General features: G+C 59.8%; 19 protein-coding genes and 1 riboswitch. Of the genes, 10 read left to right on the top strand and 9 right to left on the bottom strand.

The annotated features are described in order from the left end of the window. Positions 1 to 162 precede the first annotated feature (162 nt). Together ACFVTJ_RS04605 and ACFVTJ_RS04600 are read left to right on the top strand one after the other, a co-directional pair. Entirely contained in the window at positions 163 to 393 is a 231-nt protein-coding gene (locus ACFVTJ_RS04605) for a hypothetical protein (RefSeq protein ID WP_386904988.1), read from the top strand. Positions 394 to 681: 288 nt separating this feature from the next. Further along, positions 682 to 870 (top strand): hypothetical protein, encoded by a 189-nt coding sequence (locus ACFVTJ_RS04600; RefSeq protein WP_006315378.1) that lies wholly within the window; start codon positions 682 to 684, stop codon positions 868 to 870. Between the two features lie 147 nt (positions 871 to 1,017). Here ACFVTJ_RS04600 and ACFVTJ_RS04595 read toward each other — a convergent pair whose 3' ends face one another. Next, complete coding sequence (locus ACFVTJ_RS04595; protein WP_003502962.1) at positions 1,018 to 1,266, bottom strand: hypothetical protein; 249 nt, start codon at positions 1,264 to 1,266, stop codon at positions 1,018 to 1,020. Between the two features lie 524 nt (positions 1,267 to 1,790). Between ACFVTJ_RS04595 and ACFVTJ_RS04590 the strand changes: the two genes are divergently transcribed. Continuing rightward, entirely contained in the window at positions 1,791 to 2,228 is a 438-nt protein-coding gene (locus tag ACFVTJ_RS04590; protein WP_386904986.1) for a PACE efflux transporter, read from the top strand. 200 nt (positions 2,229 to 2,428) lie between these two features. Here ACFVTJ_RS04590 and ACFVTJ_RS04585 read toward each other — a convergent pair whose 3' ends face one another. From ACFVTJ_RS04585 to ACFVTJ_RS04570, 4 genes are read right to left on the bottom strand one after another with little or no spacing between them, the layout of a single operon-like run. Next, a complete protein-coding gene (locus ACFVTJ_RS04585) occupies positions 2,429 to 3,031 on the bottom strand; it encodes an ABC-type transport auxiliary lipoprotein family protein (RefSeq protein WP_386904984.1) in 603 nt (200 codons plus the stop codon). Between the two features lie 15 nt (positions 3,032 to 3,046). Beyond that, complete coding sequence (locus ACFVTJ_RS04580) at positions 3,047 to 4,417, bottom strand: MlaD family protein (RefSeq protein WP_386904982.1); 1,371 nt, start codon at positions 4,415 to 4,417, stop codon at positions 3,047 to 3,049. Between the two features lie 8 nt (positions 4,418 to 4,425). Beyond that, on the bottom strand, positions 4,426 to 5,262 hold the full coding sequence (locus ACFVTJ_RS04575) for an ABC transporter ATP-binding protein (RefSeq protein WP_386904980.1): 837 nt from the start codon (positions 5,260 to 5,262) through the stop codon (positions 4,426 to 4,428). A 10-nt stretch (positions 5,263 to 5,272) separates the two neighbouring features. Then, positions 5,273 to 6,433: an ABC transporter permease gene (locus tag ACFVTJ_RS04570; RefSeq protein WP_209088249.1), complete on the bottom strand. Its 1,161-nt coding sequence runs from the start codon at positions 6,431 to 6,433 to the stop codon at positions 5,273 to 5,275. A 143-nt stretch (positions 6,434 to 6,576) separates the two neighbouring features. Here ACFVTJ_RS04570 and dgcA point away from each other — a divergent pair, with 143 nt between their 5' ends. Further along, complete coding sequence (gene dgcA, locus ACFVTJ_RS04565) at positions 6,577 to 7,560, top strand: N-acetyl-D-Glu racemase DgcA (RefSeq protein WP_386904978.1); 984 nt, start codon at positions 6,577 to 6,579, stop codon at positions 7,558 to 7,560. A 223-nt stretch (positions 7,561 to 7,783) separates the two neighbouring features. Continuing rightward, complete coding sequence (locus ACFVTJ_RS04560; protein WP_386904624.1) at positions 7,784 to 8,938, top strand: IS4 family transposase; 1,155 nt, start codon at positions 7,784 to 7,786, stop codon at positions 8,936 to 8,938. A 148-nt stretch (positions 8,939 to 9,086) separates the two neighbouring features. Here ACFVTJ_RS04560 and ACFVTJ_RS04555 read toward each other — a convergent pair whose 3' ends face one another. Next, complete coding sequence (locus ACFVTJ_RS04555; protein WP_386904977.1) at positions 9,087 to 9,926, bottom strand: UDP-2,3-diacylglucosamine diphosphatase; 840 nt, start codon at positions 9,924 to 9,926, stop codon at positions 9,087 to 9,089. A gap of 229 nt (positions 9,927 to 10,155) precedes the next feature. Between ACFVTJ_RS04555 and ACFVTJ_RS04550 the strand changes: the two genes are divergently transcribed. Then, the gene (locus tag ACFVTJ_RS04550) at positions 10,156 to 12,471 is read left to right on the top strand and encodes an NADP-dependent malic enzyme (protein WP_386904975.1); all 2,316 of its coding nucleotides are present in this window, start codon (positions 10,156 to 10,158) and stop codon (positions 12,469 to 12,471) included. A gap of 135 nt (positions 12,472 to 12,606) precedes the next feature. Beyond that, positions 12,607 to 13,707: a DUF2865 domain-containing protein gene (locus tag ACFVTJ_RS04545; protein ID WP_386904973.1), complete on the top strand. Its 1,101-nt coding sequence runs from the start codon at positions 12,607 to 12,609 to the stop codon at positions 13,705 to 13,707. A 192-nt stretch (positions 13,708 to 13,899) separates the two neighbouring features. Here the strand turns inward: ACFVTJ_RS04545 and bluB are convergent, their stop codons facing one another. Together bluB and ACFVTJ_RS04535 are read right to left on the bottom strand one after the other, a co-directional pair. Beyond that, a complete protein-coding gene (bluB, locus tag ACFVTJ_RS04540) occupies positions 13,900 to 14,616 on the bottom strand; it encodes a 5,6-dimethylbenzimidazole synthase (RefSeq protein WP_386904971.1) in 717 nt (238 codons plus the stop codon). Between the two features lie 94 nt (positions 14,617 to 14,710). Next, positions 14,711 to 14,894: riboswitch (cobalamin riboswitch) on the bottom strand. A 70-nt stretch (positions 14,895 to 14,964) separates the two neighbouring features. After that, positions 14,965 to 15,795: a hypothetical protein gene (locus ACFVTJ_RS04535; RefSeq protein WP_386904969.1), complete on the bottom strand. Its 831-nt coding sequence runs from the start codon at positions 15,793 to 15,795 to the stop codon at positions 14,965 to 14,967. A gap of 190 nt (positions 15,796 to 15,985) precedes the next feature. Here ACFVTJ_RS04535 and ACFVTJ_RS04530 point away from each other — a divergent pair, with 190 nt between their 5' ends. Further along, on the top strand, positions 15,986 to 16,363 hold the full coding sequence (locus tag ACFVTJ_RS04530; RefSeq protein WP_386904967.1) for a glyoxalase superfamily protein: 378 nt from the start codon (positions 15,986 to 15,988) through the stop codon (positions 16,361 to 16,363). Positions 16,364 to 16,642: 279 nt separating this feature from the next. Here ACFVTJ_RS04530 and ACFVTJ_RS04525 read toward each other — a convergent pair whose 3' ends face one another. Further along, a complete protein-coding gene (locus tag ACFVTJ_RS04525; RefSeq protein WP_386904966.1) occupies positions 16,643 to 18,322 on the bottom strand; it encodes an NAD+ synthase in 1,680 nt (559 codons plus the stop codon). A 221-nt stretch (positions 18,323 to 18,543) separates the two neighbouring features. On the opposite strand from ACFVTJ_RS04525, the gene ACFVTJ_RS04520 reads away from it, so the two are divergent. Together ACFVTJ_RS04520 and ACFVTJ_RS04515 are read left to right on the top strand one after the other, a co-directional pair. Then, the gene (locus ACFVTJ_RS04520; protein WP_386904964.1) at positions 18,544 to 20,484 is read left to right on the top strand and encodes an LTA synthase family protein; all 1,941 of its coding nucleotides are present in this window, start codon (positions 18,544 to 18,546) and stop codon (positions 20,482 to 20,484) included. Between the two features lie 113 nt (positions 20,485 to 20,597). Next, a complete protein-coding gene (locus ACFVTJ_RS04515) occupies positions 20,598 to 21,131 on the top strand; it encodes a DUF1003 domain-containing protein (protein WP_386904962.1) in 534 nt (177 codons plus the stop codon). Positions 21,132 to 21,203: the final 72 nt, after the last annotated feature.

Here is a 21,203-nt window from a genome sequence, read left to right as displayed (position 1 = left end):
CAGCGATCGAGACTTGCCGCTAACGTCCGCCTGCTGGGGGATTCGCTGCCAGTGATAAGCGCAGGCTCTCGAACCTGCGCGATATCACAGGCCTCTGAATGTGCATGTTCCGATTTGCGTTTTGCGTAGGATGGGCATGTCGGAAAACAGGGAGACCAAAGGATGCGGGCTGCAATCAATTCCCCATCGCTTTCGATCGACACCATGGACTATCAGGCCGAGTGCCAGTTCGCGCTTGAGCCTTCCATTCAAGGGCTAATCGAAAAAGCGGAACATGCCGGCTGGAACCGCCAGCAGGCCGCCCTTGCCATCGTCGCGCTTGCCAGCGAGCATCTCACCGATCTCCTCACCGCTGGCGGCATCCCCGCGCCGGACCAAAGACCCCTCTCCTGATCTCCTCCTGACGACTGGCGGGTCAGTGCCTCCCGCCATATCGGAACGTCATCGCAAAAAATCGATCCAGCAGACCGGAGTGTCGTGACCGACACTGCCGGAACGCTACGCCGCGTCGTGAAAGCCCCAACGTAGCCGGAGCCCCTCTCGCATGACATCGATGTGGCCTGCCGTGCTCAGGCCCAGCTTATCTTCAACCCCACATCGTTGCCCGCCCATGACCGTGCCATAGTGTTGACACAAGCCACCAATAATGAGAACATAAAGTGAACATTATGGAGGTCAGCGATGAACACATCAGACGCAGCCATAGAAAATGCTCTTTCCGTCGTCGCCCGCTCCCGCGATATGCGCGAGCGCGCGCTGGAACGGCGCCGCGAATTGCAGCGGCGAACGGAAGTCATCATCACCCGCCCGCTCTACGTTCTCAAGAAGAACGAAGGGCCAAAGCAGCTGTCGCTGAAACTCGATAGCTAGCGGCCGTGGAAACGCTGGCGAAGGCGCGCGAAGCAAGCCTTGAGCACGGGATATCGTCCCCTGCTGCTATCGTTTTCAAAAAAGCGAAATCCCGTGCGGATTACCTCACGCACGGGATTTTCTGAATAAAGAGTTTATTGTTCTTGTCTATTGCATGCGCTGCATTGCGGCTTCGGGCTCACCGGTCGTTGCAACTGCTGCAGGAAGTCTGTCGGTCTTTTTCAGGATGACGACGGGCTTCTCAACCGGGTCCGTCGGCGGAACGATGCTTGCAGTTTTGAATTCACGGTCTACGGCAGGAACGGAAGCGTTGATCTGTTGATGACCTGCGCATTCCGCAAGCGCTGCACTGGCGGAAAAACCAAAGACAGCGGCGATAATGAGAACTGATTTCATGTCATTCTCCCTTCGCTTTTGTGGCAATCTCCAGTCTAGGTGGAGACGAGCCTGATTGAAAATCACACTTTAGAGACATCTAAAGCTCATCATCATGTCGGCAGTCGTCGTTTTCGATGTACGAACAAAGCAAAAGGCAAATAGCCCTGCCCTTATTTCTTCCGCACATCCAGCGGATTTTGGCAAAGCGGTCTACGAAATATCATCGCCACATAACTTCCCTCAGGGAAATGAGGCTTGGCGTGTAAGTCGAAGCATTCGCCGTATTGGCGGCCTGGATCGTTCTTCCCTCAGAGGGTTTCTGCTGCATGGCGCGCCTCCTTCCATGAGCGATAACGAAAATACGCCGGTCTGGTTCCGATCACGGTTTCGTTGGCGCGCGAGAGAAACGGAACACTCCCAGCGCGGGAAAGCGCCACGCTTGAAAAATCCACCCAAAAGCTCTATATGACCGAGCGCGAGGACGACCTCGGCCATATCGGCGACAGCATGCGGGACGGCCCGGTCACATACCGGAGAATGAAATGCGCTCCCTGCAAGATCGTATTCGCCACGCACTCAGTTTTGAAATCATCGGCCTTCTGCTCATCATTCCCCTTGGCGCATTGCTCTTTGGCATGCCGATGGAAGATATCGGCGTTGTCGGCCTGGTCAGCGCCACGCTCGCCACGGTGTGGAACTATGTCTATAATCTCGGCTTCGACCATGCCATGCAGCGGCTGAAAGGCACGACGCTGAAGACGCCAGCCATTCGCGTAGCCCACGCGGTGCTGTTCGAACTCGGCCTGCTGATCGTGCTGATGCCCTTCATCGCCTGGTATCTGAATATCAGCCTCGTCCACGCGCTGGTGATGGATATTTCCTTTGCGCTGTTCTACGTGGTCTATGCTTTCGTCTTCAACTGGAGCTATGACCGGATTTTCCCACTGCCGGAATGGAAGTCGCAGCAGGACGCCGCCTGAGGGGCGGCCGTGGCGCACAGGGGAAGTGAACGAAACAACGTCTGAAGATCGCGACGAGGTCGGTGCTGAAGCCGCGATGAAATTCCGCCCGGTTGTACGCCGGGCGTATCGCCGTTTCGAGACACGGCGCTTCTCATCTCATTTATCAGAGACAGTCGGAACGCACTCTTTTTCCCCTCAATGAGACGACTGCAAGCTGCTTAAAGCGATTTCAACGTCCAGGCCACGATCTCGCGCGTAGCGGCAGCGAAGGCCTGATCCAGTGCCTTCACGAAGTTCGCATTGCCGGAACCGCTGACGCGGGCGCTGGCGCGGAACACTTCCTGCGCCTTCACCGTGCCGTTGCGGTCATTCAACAGCTTCACCGATATTTCGATATTGGCGAGGTTCTTCGCGGTATCGATCTCGAAGGCACGAATATCGCTCACGACCTGATAGTCGATGGCGAGACCCTGCCCCGGGCGGCCGACACCGCCGAGTTTGCCGGTATCCTCGAAGGCTTCCACGAGCTTGGATTGCACCATGCGCGGCAGGCGGTCGCTCCATTGCGAATTGCCGAGATATTGCACCTCGGAGCCAGATAGACGCACCACGATGTTCTCGCTATCGAGCGCCTTCAGCGCGGTCGGATCGGCAATCAGCAGCTGACGGCTTTTCAGCGACGGCCCCTGCGTCACCGCCGCCGAAGAGACGGAGAGATCGAACGTGTCGTTCTTTGGCGCACCCGCGCAGCCTGCCATCAAGGCGGCAAGCAGCGGCGCCAGAATGAGGGTGCGGCGTTGGCCGTTCATCGATAGTCTCATTGGCCCATACCCCTCTTAGCGCCTTGTTCTGCCGTCATATTGTTTCACGGTTTCGCCGCCGAAGATCAACCGCTGCGGATCGCGGTCGATATTGGTGATGGCGTTGTTGAGATTGTCGACCGTCTGTCGCGTGCTGCCGATCAGCGCCTGGAAATCTTTCAGGCCCGAGCTGGAGAAACGGGTCAGATTGTCGGCAATCGGCCCGATGCGGGCGTTGAGATTGTCGGCCACCGCCTTGAACGACGTAAGCGTCTCGCGCGCCTTGGCAAACAGCGAGTTGGCATCGTCGGTGCCGAGCATGCCGTCCACCTTGGCCAGAATGCCATCGACACGGCTGGAGGCGAGGTTCAGCTTGCGGCCCATTTCGGTGAAATCGGAAACCGCCTGGTCGATATCGGCGCGGCGAGCGCCGACATCATCGGCAATCCGCTTGAAGTTCGCCACCGCATCGCGCGCATCGGCGGTCGCAGCGGAAACATCGCCCACCGCGGTGCTGACCTTGGCGGGATCGACCGACGCCAGAAGCTCATCCGCGCGTTTGACGACCGTCTGCACTTCCGTGCTCGCCGCCTCGAAGTTTTTCGCTGTGCTCTGCACCGTTTCCATAATGCCCTGAATATCGCTGGAAGCGGACGCGACATCCTTCGTCACCTTGTCGACATTCGACAGGATGGAATCGATCTTCCCAGCATCCACCGCCTTCACCAGATCCTCGATGGCCGTCAGCGTGCCATCAAGACGCACCGAGACCGACTGTACGGTGGTGGAAAGCGAACTCAGGCTGGCGATGAAATTCTTGATACCATCGGAATTGGCTGCCAGCGCATCGGAGAACTTTTCGGCATTACGCACCGTCTGCGTCAGCGGGCCGCGCGCATCCTGCACGAAGCCCTGCAATTCGCCGATCGCACCGTCAGCGCGCTTCAGGATCTTGTCGGCGGTGGCAAGCAGGTTGGTGACGCTCGAAAGATCGGCGGTCAGTTCGGCGGGAACGCCGCTTTCGACGGATTTCTGCAGAATACGCTCGCCATCCTTGTTGCCGCCGGACAGCTCGATATAGGCGGCACCGGTCAGGCCCTGAATTTCAAGCACGGCGCGTGTCGACGGGAAAACCGGGGCATCGGCCTGCACTTCGGTAAAGGCGATGGAATAGGCCGGGTCGTCGCGGTCAATGGCAAGGCCGCGCACGGTGCCGACCGGAATGCCGTTGAACCGCACCGGCGAACCAACGGACAGGCCGTTGGCGGAGCCCGGAATACGCACGACAAGCTGCGCCGTCGGGCCGCCACGGCCGAATTCCGCCATCCAGTAAACGAAGCCGAATGCGGCGGCGATCACGATCAGCGTGAAAATTCCGACTATGGTGTAGTTCGCCTTGGTTTCCATGCTTCCCGTTACTCCACCGGATTTTCGTGTTTGCCGTCCGGAAGAACGACAGAGCGGGCCCGTTTGCCGCGGAAATAGGACTGCACCCACGGGTCGTCGCAGGCAAACATGTCCTGCAATGTCCCTTCCACCAGCACCTTCTTCTGTCCCAGCACCGCAATGCGGTCACAGACGGAGAACAGGCTGTCGAGGTCGTGCGTCACCATATAAACGGTCAGGCCGAGCGAATCGCGCAAGCGCGCAATCAGCATATCAAATTCCGCCGCGCCGATGGGATCGAGGCCGGATGTCGGCTCATCGAGGAAGACGAGGTCCGGATCGAGCGACAGCGCCCGGGCCAGGGCCGCACGCTTGATCATGCCGCCGGACAGTTCCGAAGGATACTTGTCGCCCGCATCGGCCTTCAGCCCCACCATCTCGATCTTCAGGTAGGCAAGCTCGTCCATCAGCTTCTTCGGCAGGTCGAGATATTCCCGCATCGGCAGCTGAATGTTTTCCTTCACCGTCAGGCCGGAAAACAATGCGCCTTGCTGGAACAGCACACCAAGGCGCTGATCGAGCATCATGCGGTCATCTTCGCTCGCCTTGTCATAATCGGTGCCGAGAATGCGGATGGCGCCCGCCTGCCGTGGCAACAGCCGCAAAATCGCGCGCATCAACACCGATTTGCCGGCGCCGGATGGGCCGATGAAGCCGAGGATTTCACCGCGATAAACGTCGAGGTCGAGATTTTCGAGCACGTTCCGCCCGTTGAAACCGACAGTCACGCCCTCGACAGAAAGTACCGCCTCACGGCCGTCCTTTGCGGTTTTTGTCTCTTGCGGTTTCTGGTCCAAAGTTTCCAACGCGCCCTCCTTAAAAATCGATGGCTGCGTAGAAGATGGCAAAGAGGCCATCCACCAGAATGACGACGAAGATGGACTTCACCACCGACGAGGTAACGTGCTTGCCGAGCGATTCCGCCGAACCACCCACCTTCATGCCCTCAACCGCCGCGACGATGCCGATGATCAGCGCCATGAACGGCGCCTTGATCATGCCCGCCGCAATGGTCGATTCTTCCACGGCCCCATGCAGGCGCGACAGAAACACTTCAAACGTGATGCCGGAATAAAGCAGCGTGACGATGGCTGCGCCAAAAAGCGCTGCGAAATTGGCGAGTATCGTCAATAGCGGCAGCGCAATCGTCAGCGCCACAAGCCGCGGGAAGACGAGCACGCCAACCGGATTAAGACCGATCACCTTCAGCGCGTCGATTTCCTCGCGCATTTTCATCGAGCCGATTTCCGCCGTGATGGCGCTGCCGGAGCGGCCTGCGATCATGATGGCGGTCAAGAGAACGCCGATTTCACGCAACTGCAGAATGCCGACGAGATCGACGACGAAGACTTCGGCACCGAAATACCGGAGCTGGAACGCACCCTGCTGGGCGATGATCGCGCCGATCAGGAACGACATCAGCATGATGATCGGCACGGCGCGCACGCCCATATGGTCGATCTGGTTGACGATCGCCGCCGGCGAAACGCCGCGCCCTCGTCCCAGCTTCATCTGCGCCCCGCGCACGGCCGAGCCGAGAATATACATGCCCGCCAGGAAATCCGCGCCGTTCTGGACGACAGCCTGGCCAATCGGTGCAAAGATGCGCTCGGCAAGCCCCACCTTCTTAGGCGCCTCGCCCTCCATCTCCACCTTTTCAGGCAATTGGGAAATGACCTCTTCAATCTGGTCATTGCCCGTCACGGTGACGGTGGCCCCCTTCGCCTCAAGATCCCGGCGCAGACGCTGGATGATCCAGGCGCCGGTGGTGTCGATCGCCTCGATGGACGAGAGATCGATTTCCGCAGCGCTGGAAGATGCGTCTTTCTCGATCTTGTCGAGAATGGGAAAAATGCCGGAGAGATTGCTGTTGCGCCAGGAACCACTCAGCACAAAACGCGACGCGCCGCCGGAGACGGTATCGTCTGCGGAAATTGCGGCCGGGTTCGCCTGTTGCCGTGTGTCCTGTTCTTGCATAATGCTCCGAGCGAGTGCAGCCGTCACGAGATTCTTAATGGTTTCATAACGGTTTGGCCTTCGGCAAGCCACAGTGACGGCCGACAATTCGCGATAAATTTGGCGTCATGTGTCTTTTGACGCCTATTAGGAAGTGAAAAAACATGCCCCGTTACCTTCAAGCCACAACTGAACGTTTCCCCGTTGCCGGCAGCTTCACCATTTCACGCGGCACCCGCACGCATGCGGATGTCGTAACGTGCATCATCCGCGATGGTTCCTTTACCGGCAAAGGCGAATGTGTGCCCTATCCGCGTTATGGCGAAAGCATTGAGGGCGTCATCGCCGATATAAAGGCGGTTGCCGAGCAGGTCGCCGGCCGCCTGACACGGCAGGAATTGCAGCAGGCGATGAAACCCGGCGCTGCCCGCAATGCGGTCGATTGCGCGCTGTGGGACCTCGAAGCAAAAATGAGCGGCAAGAGCGCCGCCGAGCAGGTTCTGGGACAGGCCGCAAAGCCACTCGTCACCGCCTATACGATCTCGCTTGCCGATCCAGAAACCATGGCCGCAAAGACGGCTGAAAATGCCGGACGGCCGCTTCTCAAGATCAAGACCGGCACCGCCGATGATGAAGCCCGCCTTCGCGCCGTTCGTGCCGCCGCGCCCGAGGCACGCATCATCATCGATGCCAACGAAGGCTGGAATGACGACAATATCGAATATTATATGAGGCTTGCAGCAGAACTGAAGATATCGCTGATCGAACAGCCGCTTCCCGCCGGCAAGGATGCGATTCTCGCCCGCATCGACCATCCGGTGCTGATCTGTGCCGACGAAAGCGTGCATTCCACCAAGGACCTCGCCGCCCTGCGCGATCGTTACGATGCCATCAACATCAAGCTCGACAAGACCGGCGGCCTGACGGAAGCGCTTGTCATGAAGGCGGAAGCCGAAAGGCTCGGCTTCACCATCATGGTCGGCTGCATGCTCGGCACCTCTCTCGGCATGGCCCCCGCCGTGCTCGTCGCGCAGGGCACGGCCTTTGCCGATCTCGACGGGCCGTTGCTTTTGGCTGAGGACCGGGAGCCTGGGCTGGTTTATGAGGGTTCGCTGGTTTATCCGGCACGGCCGGAGTTGTGGGGATAAGAGCCGTCGTTCGGGTTTCGTGTGAAAGCACTACGCCGAACATCGCAATAATCTTTGCAATATCACGTAAACTGTATGACCAACCTTGCCTCACACTCGACGTCATCCTCGGGCTTGTCCCACTGCTGTCCGGTTTAAATTTGGTGGACATGGCGCACGGTGTTGATTCTACCCGTATTCGAGCGTTTGGCGACGATCTCGGACACGAAAGAGGAGCAACACCGTGCGGCACAAGAATAGCGTCTTTCATGATCTTTTGAAGCGTATTCCCTGGGCGGCGTTTGAGCGGCTTGTGGATGAACACGGGGCTGACAAGCATGTCCGCCGGCTGTCGACCAAAAGCCAGTTCATCGCCCTCCTGTATGGGCAGTTGGCGGGTTCGGTGAGCCTGCGCGAGATCGTCTTTGGCCTTGAGAGCCACTCTGCACGGCTCTATCATGTCGGCGCAAAGCCGGTGTCGCGCTCGACGCTTGCCGATGCCAATCGTCTGCGTCCGAGCCCTGTCTTTGCCGGGCTGTTTGCGCAGATGGTGGCGATGGCGGGACGCGGCCTGCGCCGGGCGGTGGGCGAGGCAACCTACCTCATCGATGCGACAGGGGTTCGCCTCTCCGGTGCCGGATCGCAGTGGGCGCGGTTTTCCCATCAAGCCTGCGGCGTCAAGGTCCACATCGTCTACGATGCGGATGCCGAACAACCGATCTATGCGGCGGTCACGCCGGCCAATATCAACGACATCACGGCTGCCAAGGCCATGCCGATCGCATCAGGCGCAACCTATGTCTTTGATCTTGGCTATTATGATTTCGGCTGGTGGGCCAAGCTGGACAAAGCCGGATGCCGGATCGTCACCCGGTTCAAGTCGCACACGCCGCTGACGGTCACCCATGAGCAGGCGGTGGACGGCGACGGTGTCATCCTGTCCGACCGCATCGGCCTGTTGCCGGCCCGCCAGGCCAAAAGCCGCAAAAATCCGTTCAGCGATCCGGTCCGCGAGATCACCATCAGGACCGAGACGGGAAAGGTGTTGCGCATATTCTCCAGTGATCTCGATGCACCGGCTCACGAGATCGCCGATCTCTACAAGCGCCGTTGGGCGATCGAACTGTTCTTCCGCTGGGTCAAGCAGACGCTGAAGATCGGCCATTTCCTCGGCACGTCAGAAAATGCCGTGCGCATCCAGATCGCTGTCGCTCTGATCGCTTACCTGCTGCTGCGATTGGCGCAGGCTGACCAGAAGACCGTGCCAAGCCCACTCGCCTTCGCCAGGCTGGTACGCGCAAACCTCATGCACCGACGACGCACCGATCGGCTTCTCAACCCGCCACCAGACAAACCCACAAACCAAAACCAGATAGCCTTCCAATGGCCGCAAATTTAAACCGGACAGCAGTGGGCTTGTCCCGAGAATCTATCCACGTCGCGCGAAATCAATTGGTTGCAGATCCTTGGGACAAGCCCAAGGATGACGACAGAGAGCTGAACCATCCCGCCCTTAGGGATCGCCCTGCCTGTTGAACCGACCCCAATCAGGCCGCGTGCTTGCCAATCAGCCCCGGAATATTTACCGGCTCCATCTCGTCCGATGTCTGCTCGGCAACCACTTCGCTCGTCTGCATCCAGGTGATCAACTCGAAGCTGCCATCGGCGTTCTCGGCAATCGCCGTGCAGCTTTCCACCCAGTCGCCGGTGTTGATGTAACGGATGCCGTCCATGTCTTCCATCACGGCGTGGTGAATGTGACCACAGATCACCCCATCCACATTGTTGCGCCGGGCTTCATCCGCCACCACGCGCTGGAACTCGCCGATGAAGTTGACAGCGTGTTTGACCTGCAGCTTGGCCCAGGCCGAAAACGACCAGTAAGGCAGACCGATGCGGCGGCGCACGGCGGCAAGGGCGATGTTGATGGCGATCGCCGCATCATAGGCCCAGTCGCCCAGATAGGCGAGCAGGCGGGCATTGCGCACAACCACATCGAACTCGTCGCCATGGATGACCAGATATTTCTTGCCGTCGGCTGCCTCGTGGATCATCCGCTCGGCTACTTCGATGCCGCCAAAATGCATGCCGGGAAATTCCCGCAGGAATTCGTCGTGGTTTCCGGGAATATAGACGATGCGCGTTCCCTTGCGGGCCTTGCGCAGCAGCTTCTGCACCACGTCGTTGCAGCCCTGCGGCCAGTACCAGCTGCGGCGCAGCCGCCAGCCGTCGACGATGTCGCCGACCATGATGATCGTTTCGGCTTCGTGATGTCTGAGGAAGTCGAGCAGATAATCCGTCTTGGCCGCCTTGGAGCCGAGATGAACATCCGAAATGAAAAGCGTTCTGAACTGTCTGGTTTCGATTTGACCGGCCACGGATTTCATCCCCCTGTTCGGTTGCGTCCCTGCGGCTTTCTTACCTCTCAGAACCAGACTCGTGTTTCAGCAACATGACAGACGCCGGTTTTTATAGGGAATATGACGAAAGCTTTCACGAAAACGCGAATAAGCCATGGCCGCATTTGCATAAGGTGCGGTCAAATAACGGCTGTACCACGGGTAAGTTTGTTGTATTCAGGGGTCCGAAATAAAACCAGATACGACGGTGGAAGACATGACCTCTCACGATAAGAACAACACGCCCGCCAACACGGCAAAGGCCGACATCGAGGAACAGGCGCTCTTTTTCCACCGCTACCCACGCCCCGGCAAGCTGGAAATCCAGGCCACCAAGCCGCTCGGCAACCAGCGCGATCTGGCGCTCGCCTATTCGCCGGGTGTGGCCGCCCCCTGCCTCGCCATCCATGAAAATCCGGAAATGGCGGCAGATTACACCGCCCGCGCCAATCTCGTCGCCGTCATCTCCAACGGCACGGCCGTTCTCGGCCTCGGCAATATCGGCCCGCTCGCTTCCAAGCCCGTGATGGAAGGCAAGGCCGTCCTCTTCAAGAAATTCGCCGGCATCGACGTTTTCGACATCGAGATCGACGCGCCCGGCATCAATGACATGGTTTCCACCATCGCAGCGCTGGAACCCACCTTCGGCGGCATCAACCTTGAGGACATCAAGGCGCCGGAATGTTTCGAGGTGGAGCGTCAGCTGCGTGAGAAGATGAATATTCCCGTCTTCCACGACGACCAGCACGGCACCGCGATCATCGTCGCCGCCGCAGTCACCAACGCGCTGGAACTAGCTGGCAAGTCGCTGTCGAGCGTCAAGATCGTTGCGTCAGGCGCCGGTGCGGCAGCCCTTGCCTGCCTCAATCTGCTTGTCGCCATGGGCGCGAAGAAAGAAAATATCTGGGTCCACGACATTGAAGGCCTCGTTTATGACGGCCGTAATTCGCTGATGGACGAGTGGAAGGAAGTCTACGCCCAGAAGACCGACAAGCGCGTTCTGGCCGAATCGATCGACGGCGCGGATGTCTTCCTCGGCCTTTCCGCAGCCGGTGTGCTGAAGCCGGAACTGCTGGAGCGCATGGCGGAAAACCCGCTGATCCTGGCGCTTGCCAACCCCAATCCGGAAATCATGCCGGAGGCGGCCCGTGCGGCCCGCCCGGATGCGATGATCTGCACCGGCCGCTCGGACTTCCCGAACCAGGTCAACAACGTGCTGTGCTTCCCCTATATCTTCCGCGGGGCGCTGGATTGCGGCGCGACGACGATCAACGAGGAAATGAAGATGGCCGCCGTGCAGGCCATCGCGGAATTGGCGCGTGAGGAAGTTTCCGAAGTGGCCGCCAAGGCCTATACCGGCGAAACGCCGGTCTTCGGCCCGAACTACCTCATTCCTTCGCCGTTCGATCCGCGCCTTATCCTGCGGATTGCGCCGGCCGTTGCCCGTGCCGCCGCCGCAAGCGGTGTCGCCGCCCGGCCGATCACCGACTTCGAAGCCTATCTCGACCAGCTGAACCGCTTTGTCTGGCGCTCGGGCTTCATCATGAAGCCTGTCTTCAACGCCGCGAAGGCCGCCGAAAAGAAGCGCATCATCTTTGCCGAAGGCGAAGACGAACGCGTGCTGCGCGCCGCCCAGGTGCTTCTGGAAGAAGGCACCGGCATCCCGATCCTCATCGGCCGCCCGCAGATCATCGAAACGCGCCTGAAGCGCTTCGGCCTGCGCATCCGCCCGCATGCAGATTTCGCCGTGGTCAACCCCGAAGACGATCCGCGCTACCGTGAATATGTGGATGATTATTTCGCCCTCGTTGGCCGCGCCGGCATCAATCCGGAAGCCGCCCGCACCATCGTGCGCACCAACTCCACCGTCATCGGTGCGCTGTCGGTGAAGCGTGGCGAAGCGGATGCGCTGATCTGCGGTCTGGAAGGCCGCTACGACCGCCATCTGCGCGACGTGAACCAGATCATCGGCAAGCAGGAAAGTGTGCGCTCCTTTGCGGGCCTCAGCCTTCTCATTACCCAGCAGGGCGCGCTGTTCCTGACCGATACCTTCGTCAACAACGACCCGACGTCAGAAGAAGTGGCGGAAATGGCCATTCTCGCGGCCCGGGAAATCCGCCGCTTCGGCATCACGCCGAAGATCGCGCTCGCCAGCCACTCCAACTTCGGCTCGCGTGACTCGGAAAGCGCCCGCAAGATGCGCCGCGCACTGAAGATCATCCAGCAGGCCGCACCCGAACTGGAAGTGGACGGCGAAATGCAGGGCGGCTCGGCCCTGTCGGAAACGCTGCGCAAGCGCGCGATGCCGAACAGCGTGCTGACCGGCGAGGCGAACCTTTTGGTCTTCCCGAACCTCGACGCCGCCAACATCACGCTCGGTGTCACCCGCACGCTGACGGAAGGCCTGCATGTTGGCCCCATCCTGCTCGGCACGGCCCTGCCCGCCCACATCCTGTCGCCCAGCGTCACCTCGCGCGGCGTCGTCAACATGGCGGCCTTTGCCGTGGTGCAGGCCTCGCACCCTTCGGTGTGATGAAGGCGCATTAACGCAGTTTTGAACATGCTGTTGCCGCATTGCGGCAACAGCCTATGTTATCTTCCTGAAACACGGATTTCCCGAAGCATAACACCCCTGCCACAGGCCGGGGACATCAAACGGATCGCACAATTGACCCGGCGCAGCCGCATCATCGGCCTCCTGCTTCCCCTTGTTCTCATCGCTCCTGCCGCCGCTTTTGCGGACCAGGTCTGCGATACGCTTTATCAACAGCTGCGCGAGCCGCCGCGCGTCATCGGCAATACGGCCGAGGTGCGTCGTTACGCCAATGCGCTTGCCCGCCAGAACATCGTCATCCGCAAGATCAGGAACGACATGCGCAGCTATGGCTGCTCATCAGGCAGCGTCATCGTTTATGGCAATCCCAATGCCGGGCTCTGCGCCGAGATCGGCGATGCGCTGGTGGATGCCGAGGCCGAACGTGACGCGATCATCCGCGACCGCGACGATGCCATGGCGGCGGCGAGGAACGACGACAGTGACGTCAGGCGCGAGCGCATTCTCGCCGCCCTCGATGCCAATGGCTGCACGACGATGCCGGAAACGGCCACGCGACCGCCCCAGGCTCCCAACGTAACCCGTTATCCCGATGCCTTCAGGCAGGGTGGCGTTGAGCCGGGACAGACAGGACTTTCGCCCTACCCCAATGCCTCCGCCGAGGGCGGGCTTCGCACACTCTGCGTGCGCACCTGCGACGGCTCTTTCTTCCCGATCGCCTCCAACGCCTCGCCGCTCGATTTCCGCGCCCAGGCCGAACAGTGCCAGAAAATGTGCCCGGGAACCGAAACGGAACTCTATTTCCACTCCATGACGGATCAGGAAACAGCAGACATGGTGTCCGCTGAGACCGGCAAACCCTACAAGGACCTGCCCACCGCCTTCGCCTATCGCAATGCCTCAACGAAAGCGCCCGGCTGCGCCTGCAACATGGCAGCCTATCACGAGGAGATGCAAAAGCAGGAACAGGCGTCCCGGCCGGAAGCCGAAAAGCCCTATTCCAGCATCACCACCATTCCATCACCCCAAGGTGACAAGGCCCCAAAGCCCGCCGAGCAGCAGGCCGCAAAGCCGCCGGAGCAACCCGTTCCCGAGCGCGACTATGACCCGAACGATGCGAAAGTGCGTGTCATCGGACCCAAATTCCTGCCGGACCAGACCGGCAAGATCGACCTGAAAAACCCGGCGCTGAAAGGTATACAGCCGCAGCAGTGACTACGTCGTCAGCGAGCGCGCGAGGCGTATTTCTTCTCCCCGCCTTGGAGAAGTCCGCGGCAGCGGGATGAGGGGGCAAGGGTGGTGAGGTACGGCAATGTTGCCCCCTGATCCGACCCTTCGGGCCACCTTCTCCCGGGCGGGGAGAAGAAATGCACGCCAATGTCCCGCCCTATTCGCAGGCCTCCGTGTTTACACCCCACCCCAGCGGTTACGAAACACAAGCTCTTCCAGCGGCACGCGCTGCCGCCAGCCCTTCACCGCCAGTTCCGGTTCGGTATAAAGCGTATCGACGCGACCGAGGCACAGCCAGGCGACGATCTCGATATGATCGGGAATATCCAGAATGGCCCTGATATCGCTGTCATGGAAAATGCTGACCCAGCCAACGCCGACGCCTTCGGCGCGGGCCGCGAGCCAGAGGTTCTGGATGGCGCAGACGGTGGAATAGACATCCGTGCGCGGATTATGGGTGCGGCCCAGCACCACCTTGCCACCCCGTGTCGGATCGCAGGTGACGCAGATGCTGAGCGGCGCCTTGCGGATTCCTTCGAGCTTAAGGCTGCGATAAAGCGCCTGCTGCTCGCCCGCAAACATCGCCGCCGCCTCTTCATTGGCGCGGCTGAAGGCTTCCCATGCAGCCCCACGCACGGCGCTATCGGTAACGAGAGTGAAATTCCACGGCTGCATGAAACCGACAGAGGGAGCGGCATGCGCCGCTCTCAGGAGGCGCTCGACGAGATCATCCGGCAGCGGCTCTGGCAGGAACTGGTCGCGCACATCACGCCGCGTCTCGATGGCGCGGTAGATCGCCTCGCGCTCGTCCCCGGAAAACGGGCGAGCGGGTGAAAGCGCGTGATCGAAGGGGTTGGTGTCGTGTGGCGTGGTGACGGGCGGTTCGGTCGGCATCGTTTATCCCTAACAATGCGGGCGGGCCGGTGCCGAAACCATGGGAGGTTTGCAGCGACGACGCGCTTTCCAGCAACCTGCCGCCGTCCGCGCGGTTCGGTCCATCCTGCCAGGCCGGTCTTCTGACTAAGCTTCATCCGCCCCGTTTCGCCTTCCCGAATTGCTTCAGTGGCATGAGAAACAGAGCATCCGCCTCACAGCGTTGGGCACGTTCCGGTTTTTCACCGGATTCCCGATTCTCCCGCCGGAGGGCGGGCACCTGACGGGTGAAGCTATGGGCAAAAAAGCTTGCGAACACAAGTGTCGTGCAGGTGGTGCGGCAATGTGGCCTGCCGCAGCTTGCCTTCATCATTCCACCGGGAAATATCTGACATAAGCGAACTCGTCGCCATCAGGTGACCAGTTGGGAGAGTTCATCGTGCCCTGCCCGCCAAACAGCTCGAAAAGCGTTTCGACATTGCCGCCATCCATATCCATCAGCCGCACCCGCACGTCGAGATCGCGCGGATGATCGAAGACGTCGGCGTCATAAGAAACGAATACCACCTTATCACCGGTCGGAGACGGGTGTGGAAACCAGTCGCCATAGGGGCTGTCGGTTATACGCTCGACGGCGGAACCATCCACCCGCACCCGCCAGATCTGCATCAACCCGGTACGGCTGGAATTGAAATAGATCCACGCACCGTCAGGCGAATAATCCGGCCCGTCATTGCGGCCTTCACCATGGGTAAGGCGTGTCTCAACGCCGCTGTCTATGTCCATGGAGTAAATATCGAAAACCTGATCACGAATGCCGCAATAGGCAAAGCTCTTCCCATCCGGCGACCAGCCGTGCCAGTAGGAAGGAAGGTTCTTCGTCATCAGCTGCGGCACGCCGCCTGCCGAGGACAGGAGATAGATGGCGCTCTTGCCGAATTCCACCTTGTCGGAAATGGCATAAAGCGAACCATCAGGCGAAATGCCGTGGTCATTGTTGCAGAGCGTGGCAAAGCCGGTATCGACCTTCTCCGGCGACGCATCACCGGTAAGAGACAGGCGATAAATCAGCCCTTCGCTGTTCAACAGCAGATATTTGCCATCCGGCGACCAGTTCGGCGCCTCGAACAGGTCAGGCGTCTGCCACACAATCCGCATCTGTCGGGTGCGGATGTTGAAGATTTCGATGGAACTGCGCATTCTGCCTCCCGGGCTTTAAAAGTCTGGCTCGGACCGTTGGCACGCGCGCACATTCCGTTTGCTTTAACCACCGCCGTGATTATGATCCTATGGCCGCAGGCACCGTCCTGCAAATTCAAATCGGAAAAAACGCCAGCGTTCCGGCACCGCCCGTGACCCTCCCCGTTTCTCCCAGATCCGAGGTTCCGCGATGAATACCATCGCCGATCACGGCATCCGGTTCGGCCGGATCGCCGCAATGCTTCCTGTCAGAAGTATCGAAAAGGCCCATGATTTTTATGTCGGCGTACTCGGTTTCGAAAAGACCTTCGAAAACGGCAATCCCGTCGGCTTCATGATCCTGAAACAGGGCAATGCCGAGCTGCATCTGACATTGCAGCCGGCCCACAGGGCAGCTCCTTTCAACGTGGCGCATATGATGGTGAGCGATGTCGATGCGCTGCACGCGATTTGCAAAAGCCATGGGCTGCGCATCATCAAGGGGCTGCAGGACAAGGATTATGGTCTGAGGGCCTTTGTCTTTGAAGACCCTGATGGCAATCGCATCGATGTGGGGCAGGTTATTTGAGGTGAGTGAAGAGTGGCGCGGGGTTTTCTCCGCGCCATTCATGAACCCCCATCGTGGACCGAGCGCATGCCGCATGTTTCTTCTCCCCGAGGGGGAGAAGGTCGCGGCAGCGGGATGAGGGGGCAAGGGTAGTGAGATACGGCAATCGTGCCCCCTCATCCGACCCTTCGGGCCACCTTCTCCCCGGCGGGGAGAAGAAATATGCCGCACCGTCTCACAGGCAATCAACCTCGATGACGCAGGACCGGCCTTAAACGCGCCTTCCGGAAACCGCCTTAGTCACCGATCCCTGAACCGGTTGGTGATCGGATAACGCCGGTCACGCCCAAAATTCTTCTTGGTGATCTTAACACCCGGCGCCGATTGCCGGCGCTTGTATTCGGCGAGGTAGAGCAGATGCTCCACCCGATGCACGGTCGCCAAATCATGGCCGCGCGCCAGAATTTCCTCGACCGACATTTCCTTCTCGACAAGGCATTCGAGAATATCGTCCAGCACCGGATAGGGCGGCAGCGAATCCTGGTCGGTCTGGTTGGGGCGCAATTCGGCCGATGGCGCCTTGGCGATGATGTTGGCGGGGATCACCTCGCCGGAAGGGCCCAGCGCACCCGGCGGCACATGGGCGTTGCGCCAGGCGGAAATGGCATAGACCTGCATCTTGTAGAGGTCCTTGATGGGGTTGAAACCGCCATTCATATCGCCATAAAGCGTGGCGTAGCCCACAGACATTTCCGACTTGTTACCCGTCGTCACCACCATTGAGCCGAACTTGTTCGAAACGGCCATCAAAATGGTGCCGCGCGTGCGGCTCTGCAGGTTTTCCTCGGTGATGCCCTCTTCGGTGCCCTCGAAAAGTTCTGACAGCGCCGAGAGAAAGCCTTCCACCGGCTCGACGATCGGCACGATATCGTAACGGCAACCGAGCGCCCGGGCGCAATCGGCGGCATCCTTCAACGATTCTTCCGAGGTATAGCGGTAAGGCAGCATGATGCAGCGCACCCGCTCCTCACCAAGCGCATCGACGGCAAGGGCAGCGCAGATCGCCGAATCGATACCGCCGGAAAGGCCAAGAACCACGCTCTTGAAACCGTTCTTGTTAACATAGTCGCGAAAGCCCAGCATGCAGGCGCGGTAATCCGCCTCCTCGCCCTCGGGAATCTTCGAGAATGGCCCGCTCTCGCAGCGCCAGCCGTCCGCGGTACGTTTCCAGTCGGTGACGGCAAGCGTGGCCTCGAACTGGCTCATCTGGAAGGCGAGCGTCTTGTCTGCATTAAAGGCGAAGCTCGCACCGTCGAATACCAGCTCGTCCTGCCCGCCCAGCTGATTGGCGAAAACGAGCGGAAGCCCGCTCTCGATCACCTGCCGGAGCGCCACCTGATGGCGCACATCCAGCTTGCCACGATAATAGGGCGACCCATTCGGCACCAGCAGGATTTCCGCCCCACTTTCGGCCAGCGTCTCGCACACGCCCATGTCGTTCCAGATTTCCTCGCAGATCGGAATGCCGATCCGCACACCACGGAAATTATAGGGACCGGAAATCGACCCTTCGGAGAAAACGCGTTTTTCGTCGAACTCGCCGTAATTTGGCAGGTCGATCTTGTCGCGCAGCGCAATGATCTTGCCGCCATCCAGCAGCGCCACCGAATTGTGCCGGCCCGTCTCGCCTTGGCGCGGAAAGCCAATGACGACACCCGGCCCACCATCGGCCGTTTCTGCCGCCAGTTCTTCCACCGCTTTCAGGCATGCTTTCAGAAAAGCCGGCTTCAGCACCAGATCCTCAGGCGGATAGCCTGAAATGAACAGCTCGGTCAGAAGCAGCAGGTCGGCGCCCTGCGTCGCCGCATCGGCCCGCGCCTCACGCGCCCTGGCGAGGTTGCCCGCCACGTCGCCAACAGTCGGATTGAACTGCCCAACGGCAATCCGGAGATGGTTCTTGATATCGTGTCTGTCGCTCATGCCCATTCAATACCGCGCCCGTGGCCGCTCCGCAACGCGGCAATTGCATACCGCAGCGGCTCAAGGACCGGTATCCCCGTTCACACGAAGGTTATCACCACGCCCGCCAGAGTCAGCAAAGTTCATGTCGCATTCATCGCGCTTATGTGACAGTTACATGACACTTTTGCAACGCCCGATTCACCTCCCCGGATCGGCGCTGCCGCCTGAAATACCGGAGTATGGGTTTGAAACATTCGGCGCCAAAAACAACGGCTTCCGAAAAGGCTGGTTTTGTCTTTTCGCCTGCGGCAAAAAGGGGCCTTTCGAAGCTTTCGGGCACTGCCTATACGCTTGCCAATCTCACGCTCGCATCCATCGTACTCGTCGTTTCGCTGGAATGGATCGCCCGTGGTTCGCTCCATGACGTTGGCGCCTTCCTCACCTCCCCCGCCCGCCCGGGCGTGACCACCATCGCCGCCATGCTCGCCCTTCTCGTGGCGCTGGATGCCATGCTTGGCCGACGTTACCTGTCGCTGATTGCAATTGCGCCGCTCTGCGCGCTGACGGGGCTTATTTCTGCGCAAAAACAGACCTATCTCTCCGATCCGCTTTACCCTTCCGACCTGCTGTTCGGCCGCCAGATTCTTGAGCTTCTGCCCACCATGCTGAAGGCGCAACCATTGACGGCTGCGCTTGTGGGTCTCGGCCTCTGCGCCGCCATCGCCGCGCTTGTGGCGCTCTGGCTGCTGGCGCGCCGCCATTCGCCGGGCTTAAGCTGGCGCGAGCGCGCCGCGGGTCTCATGCTCACGCTGCCGCTTCTTGCCGGTCTCGCCTCGCTGATGGACTATTCGCATTATTCCTGGGTGCGTGATCGCCTCAACATCATTCCCATGATGTGGGACCAGCAGGAAAATTACCGCCATAACGGTTTCCTGATGGCCTTCGCCTTCAACATTCCCATGGCCAATGTCTCGGCGCCCGAGGGTTACGGCGATAGCAGCATCGCCGATCTCACCTCGAAACCCGCCTCCTTTGCTGCCAATAAGGGCGATTACCCCGATATCATCATGCTGATGAGCGAATCGCTGTGGGATCCGACCCGGCTTGAAAACGTCGAGCTGTCGGCCGACCCCATGCCGACGATCCGCGCCAAACAGTCCGGCAATGTGTTTTCCCCCGAGTTCGGCGGCATGACGGCCAATGTGGAATTTGAGGCGCTGACCGGTTTTTCCAACGCCTTCCTGCCCTATGGCAGCATTCCCTACCAGCAATATATCCGCCGTCCGGTGCCTTCACTTGCCAGCTTCTTCCGTGGCGAAGGTTATTCCGCCATTGCCATGCATCCGTTCCAGGAATGGTTCTGGAACCGCAAGCAGGTCTATAAAAATTTCGGTTTTGAGGAATTCCGCTCCGAAGAGACGCTGCCGGCCATGGAAAAACGCGGCAACTTCGCCTCCGACGACGCGCTGATGGACGAAATCATGGCGACCACGGATACGGCAAAGAACCCTCTCTTCCTTTTTGCCGTCACCCTGCAGGGACATGGCCCTTACGAAACGAACCGTTATGCTGAAAACACCATCGGTGTAACGGGCGGTCTTTCCACCTCGGCTTCCGAGGCGCTCGCCACCTATTCGCAGGGTGTCGTGAAAGCAGACGAAGCGCTGCTGAAGCTGATGCGCTGGGCAAAAAAACGCGATCGCGAAACCATCATCGTCCTTTTCGGTGATCACCTGCCGCCGCTCGGCCAGGCCTTTGTGGAAAGCGGTTACATGCCGGGCATGGTCGCCAGCCGCCGCGCGCCGCTGGAAGTGATGAAGAAGGAACATGAGACGCCGCTCGTCGTCTGGTCGTCGAAGAAGGGCGTGCGCAAGAATATCGGCACCATCAGCCCGGCGCTTCTGCCCTATCACGTGCTGAAGACCGCAGGTTTCTCCGATCCCTTCTACACCGGCACGCTGGGTGAGGTTCAGCAGGCCTTCTCCGTCATCGACCGGCATATGCTGGTGGCAACCGATGGCAAGGCCCTGCCCGACTGGTCGATCGCACCGAACGCCGTTCCAGACGTGGTGCGAGATTACCGCCTGCTGCAATTCGACATGATGTTCGGCCAGCAATATGGCCGCGAGCGTTTCTTCCCCGGCTTCAACTGGCTGCATGAGGGCACGCCGGCCGTGTGACGGCCTGATGGAAACGCCCGAACCGAATTGTGACGGAAAATGTTTGAATTCCGCCGCCATGCGGGGTTATCTCGGGAAACGCACAGGCACCCCATCAGAACCGGAGACACACCGTGTCAGATATCTCCGACTACATCACGTCGCATTTCAAACGCTCCTCCCGCGAAATCGGCGAGGTGGAGCGGCGTATCCTGGAACTGTCGCACCAGAAAAAGCTGGTTTCGAGCGACATCAACGCGGAATTTTCCGCCGGCGCCAGTGTCGGTGACAGGCTGGCGGATAATATCGCCAAGATCGGCGGTTCCTGGGGGTTCATCCTCAGCTTCTGCTTTTTCCTGATCTTCTGGGCCATCATCAACACCATCGTGCTGACCACCCGCGCCTTCGACCCCTATCCCTTCATCTTCCTCAACCTGCTGCTCTCCATGCTGGCCGCCATCCAGGCGCCGATCATCATGATGTCGCAGAACCGCCAGGCGGCCCGCGACCGTTTCGAGGCCACCAAGGATTATGAGGTGAACCTGAAGGCCGAGCTCGAGGTTCTTTCGCTGCATGAAAAGATCGATGTCAAAGTGCTCGCCGAACTGGCGGCACTGCGGCAGGATATCGCCGCAATCCACCGCCACGTCACCCGGAAAGACGACTGACGCCAAAAATTGTCTTCCCCGCTTTTCCCCGGGGTCACGGGCGTTGTTATCCTTTCACCAGTCCTGCCGGGT

The sequence above is a fragment of the Agrobacterium sp. NPDC058088 genome, from assembly GCF_042885035.1.
GTDB lineage: Bacteria > Pseudomonadota > Alphaproteobacteria > Rhizobiales > Rhizobiaceae > Agrobacterium.
The sequence above is the reverse complement of the archived record's forward strand: the minus strand, read 5'-3'. Positions and strand labels throughout refer to the sequence as shown.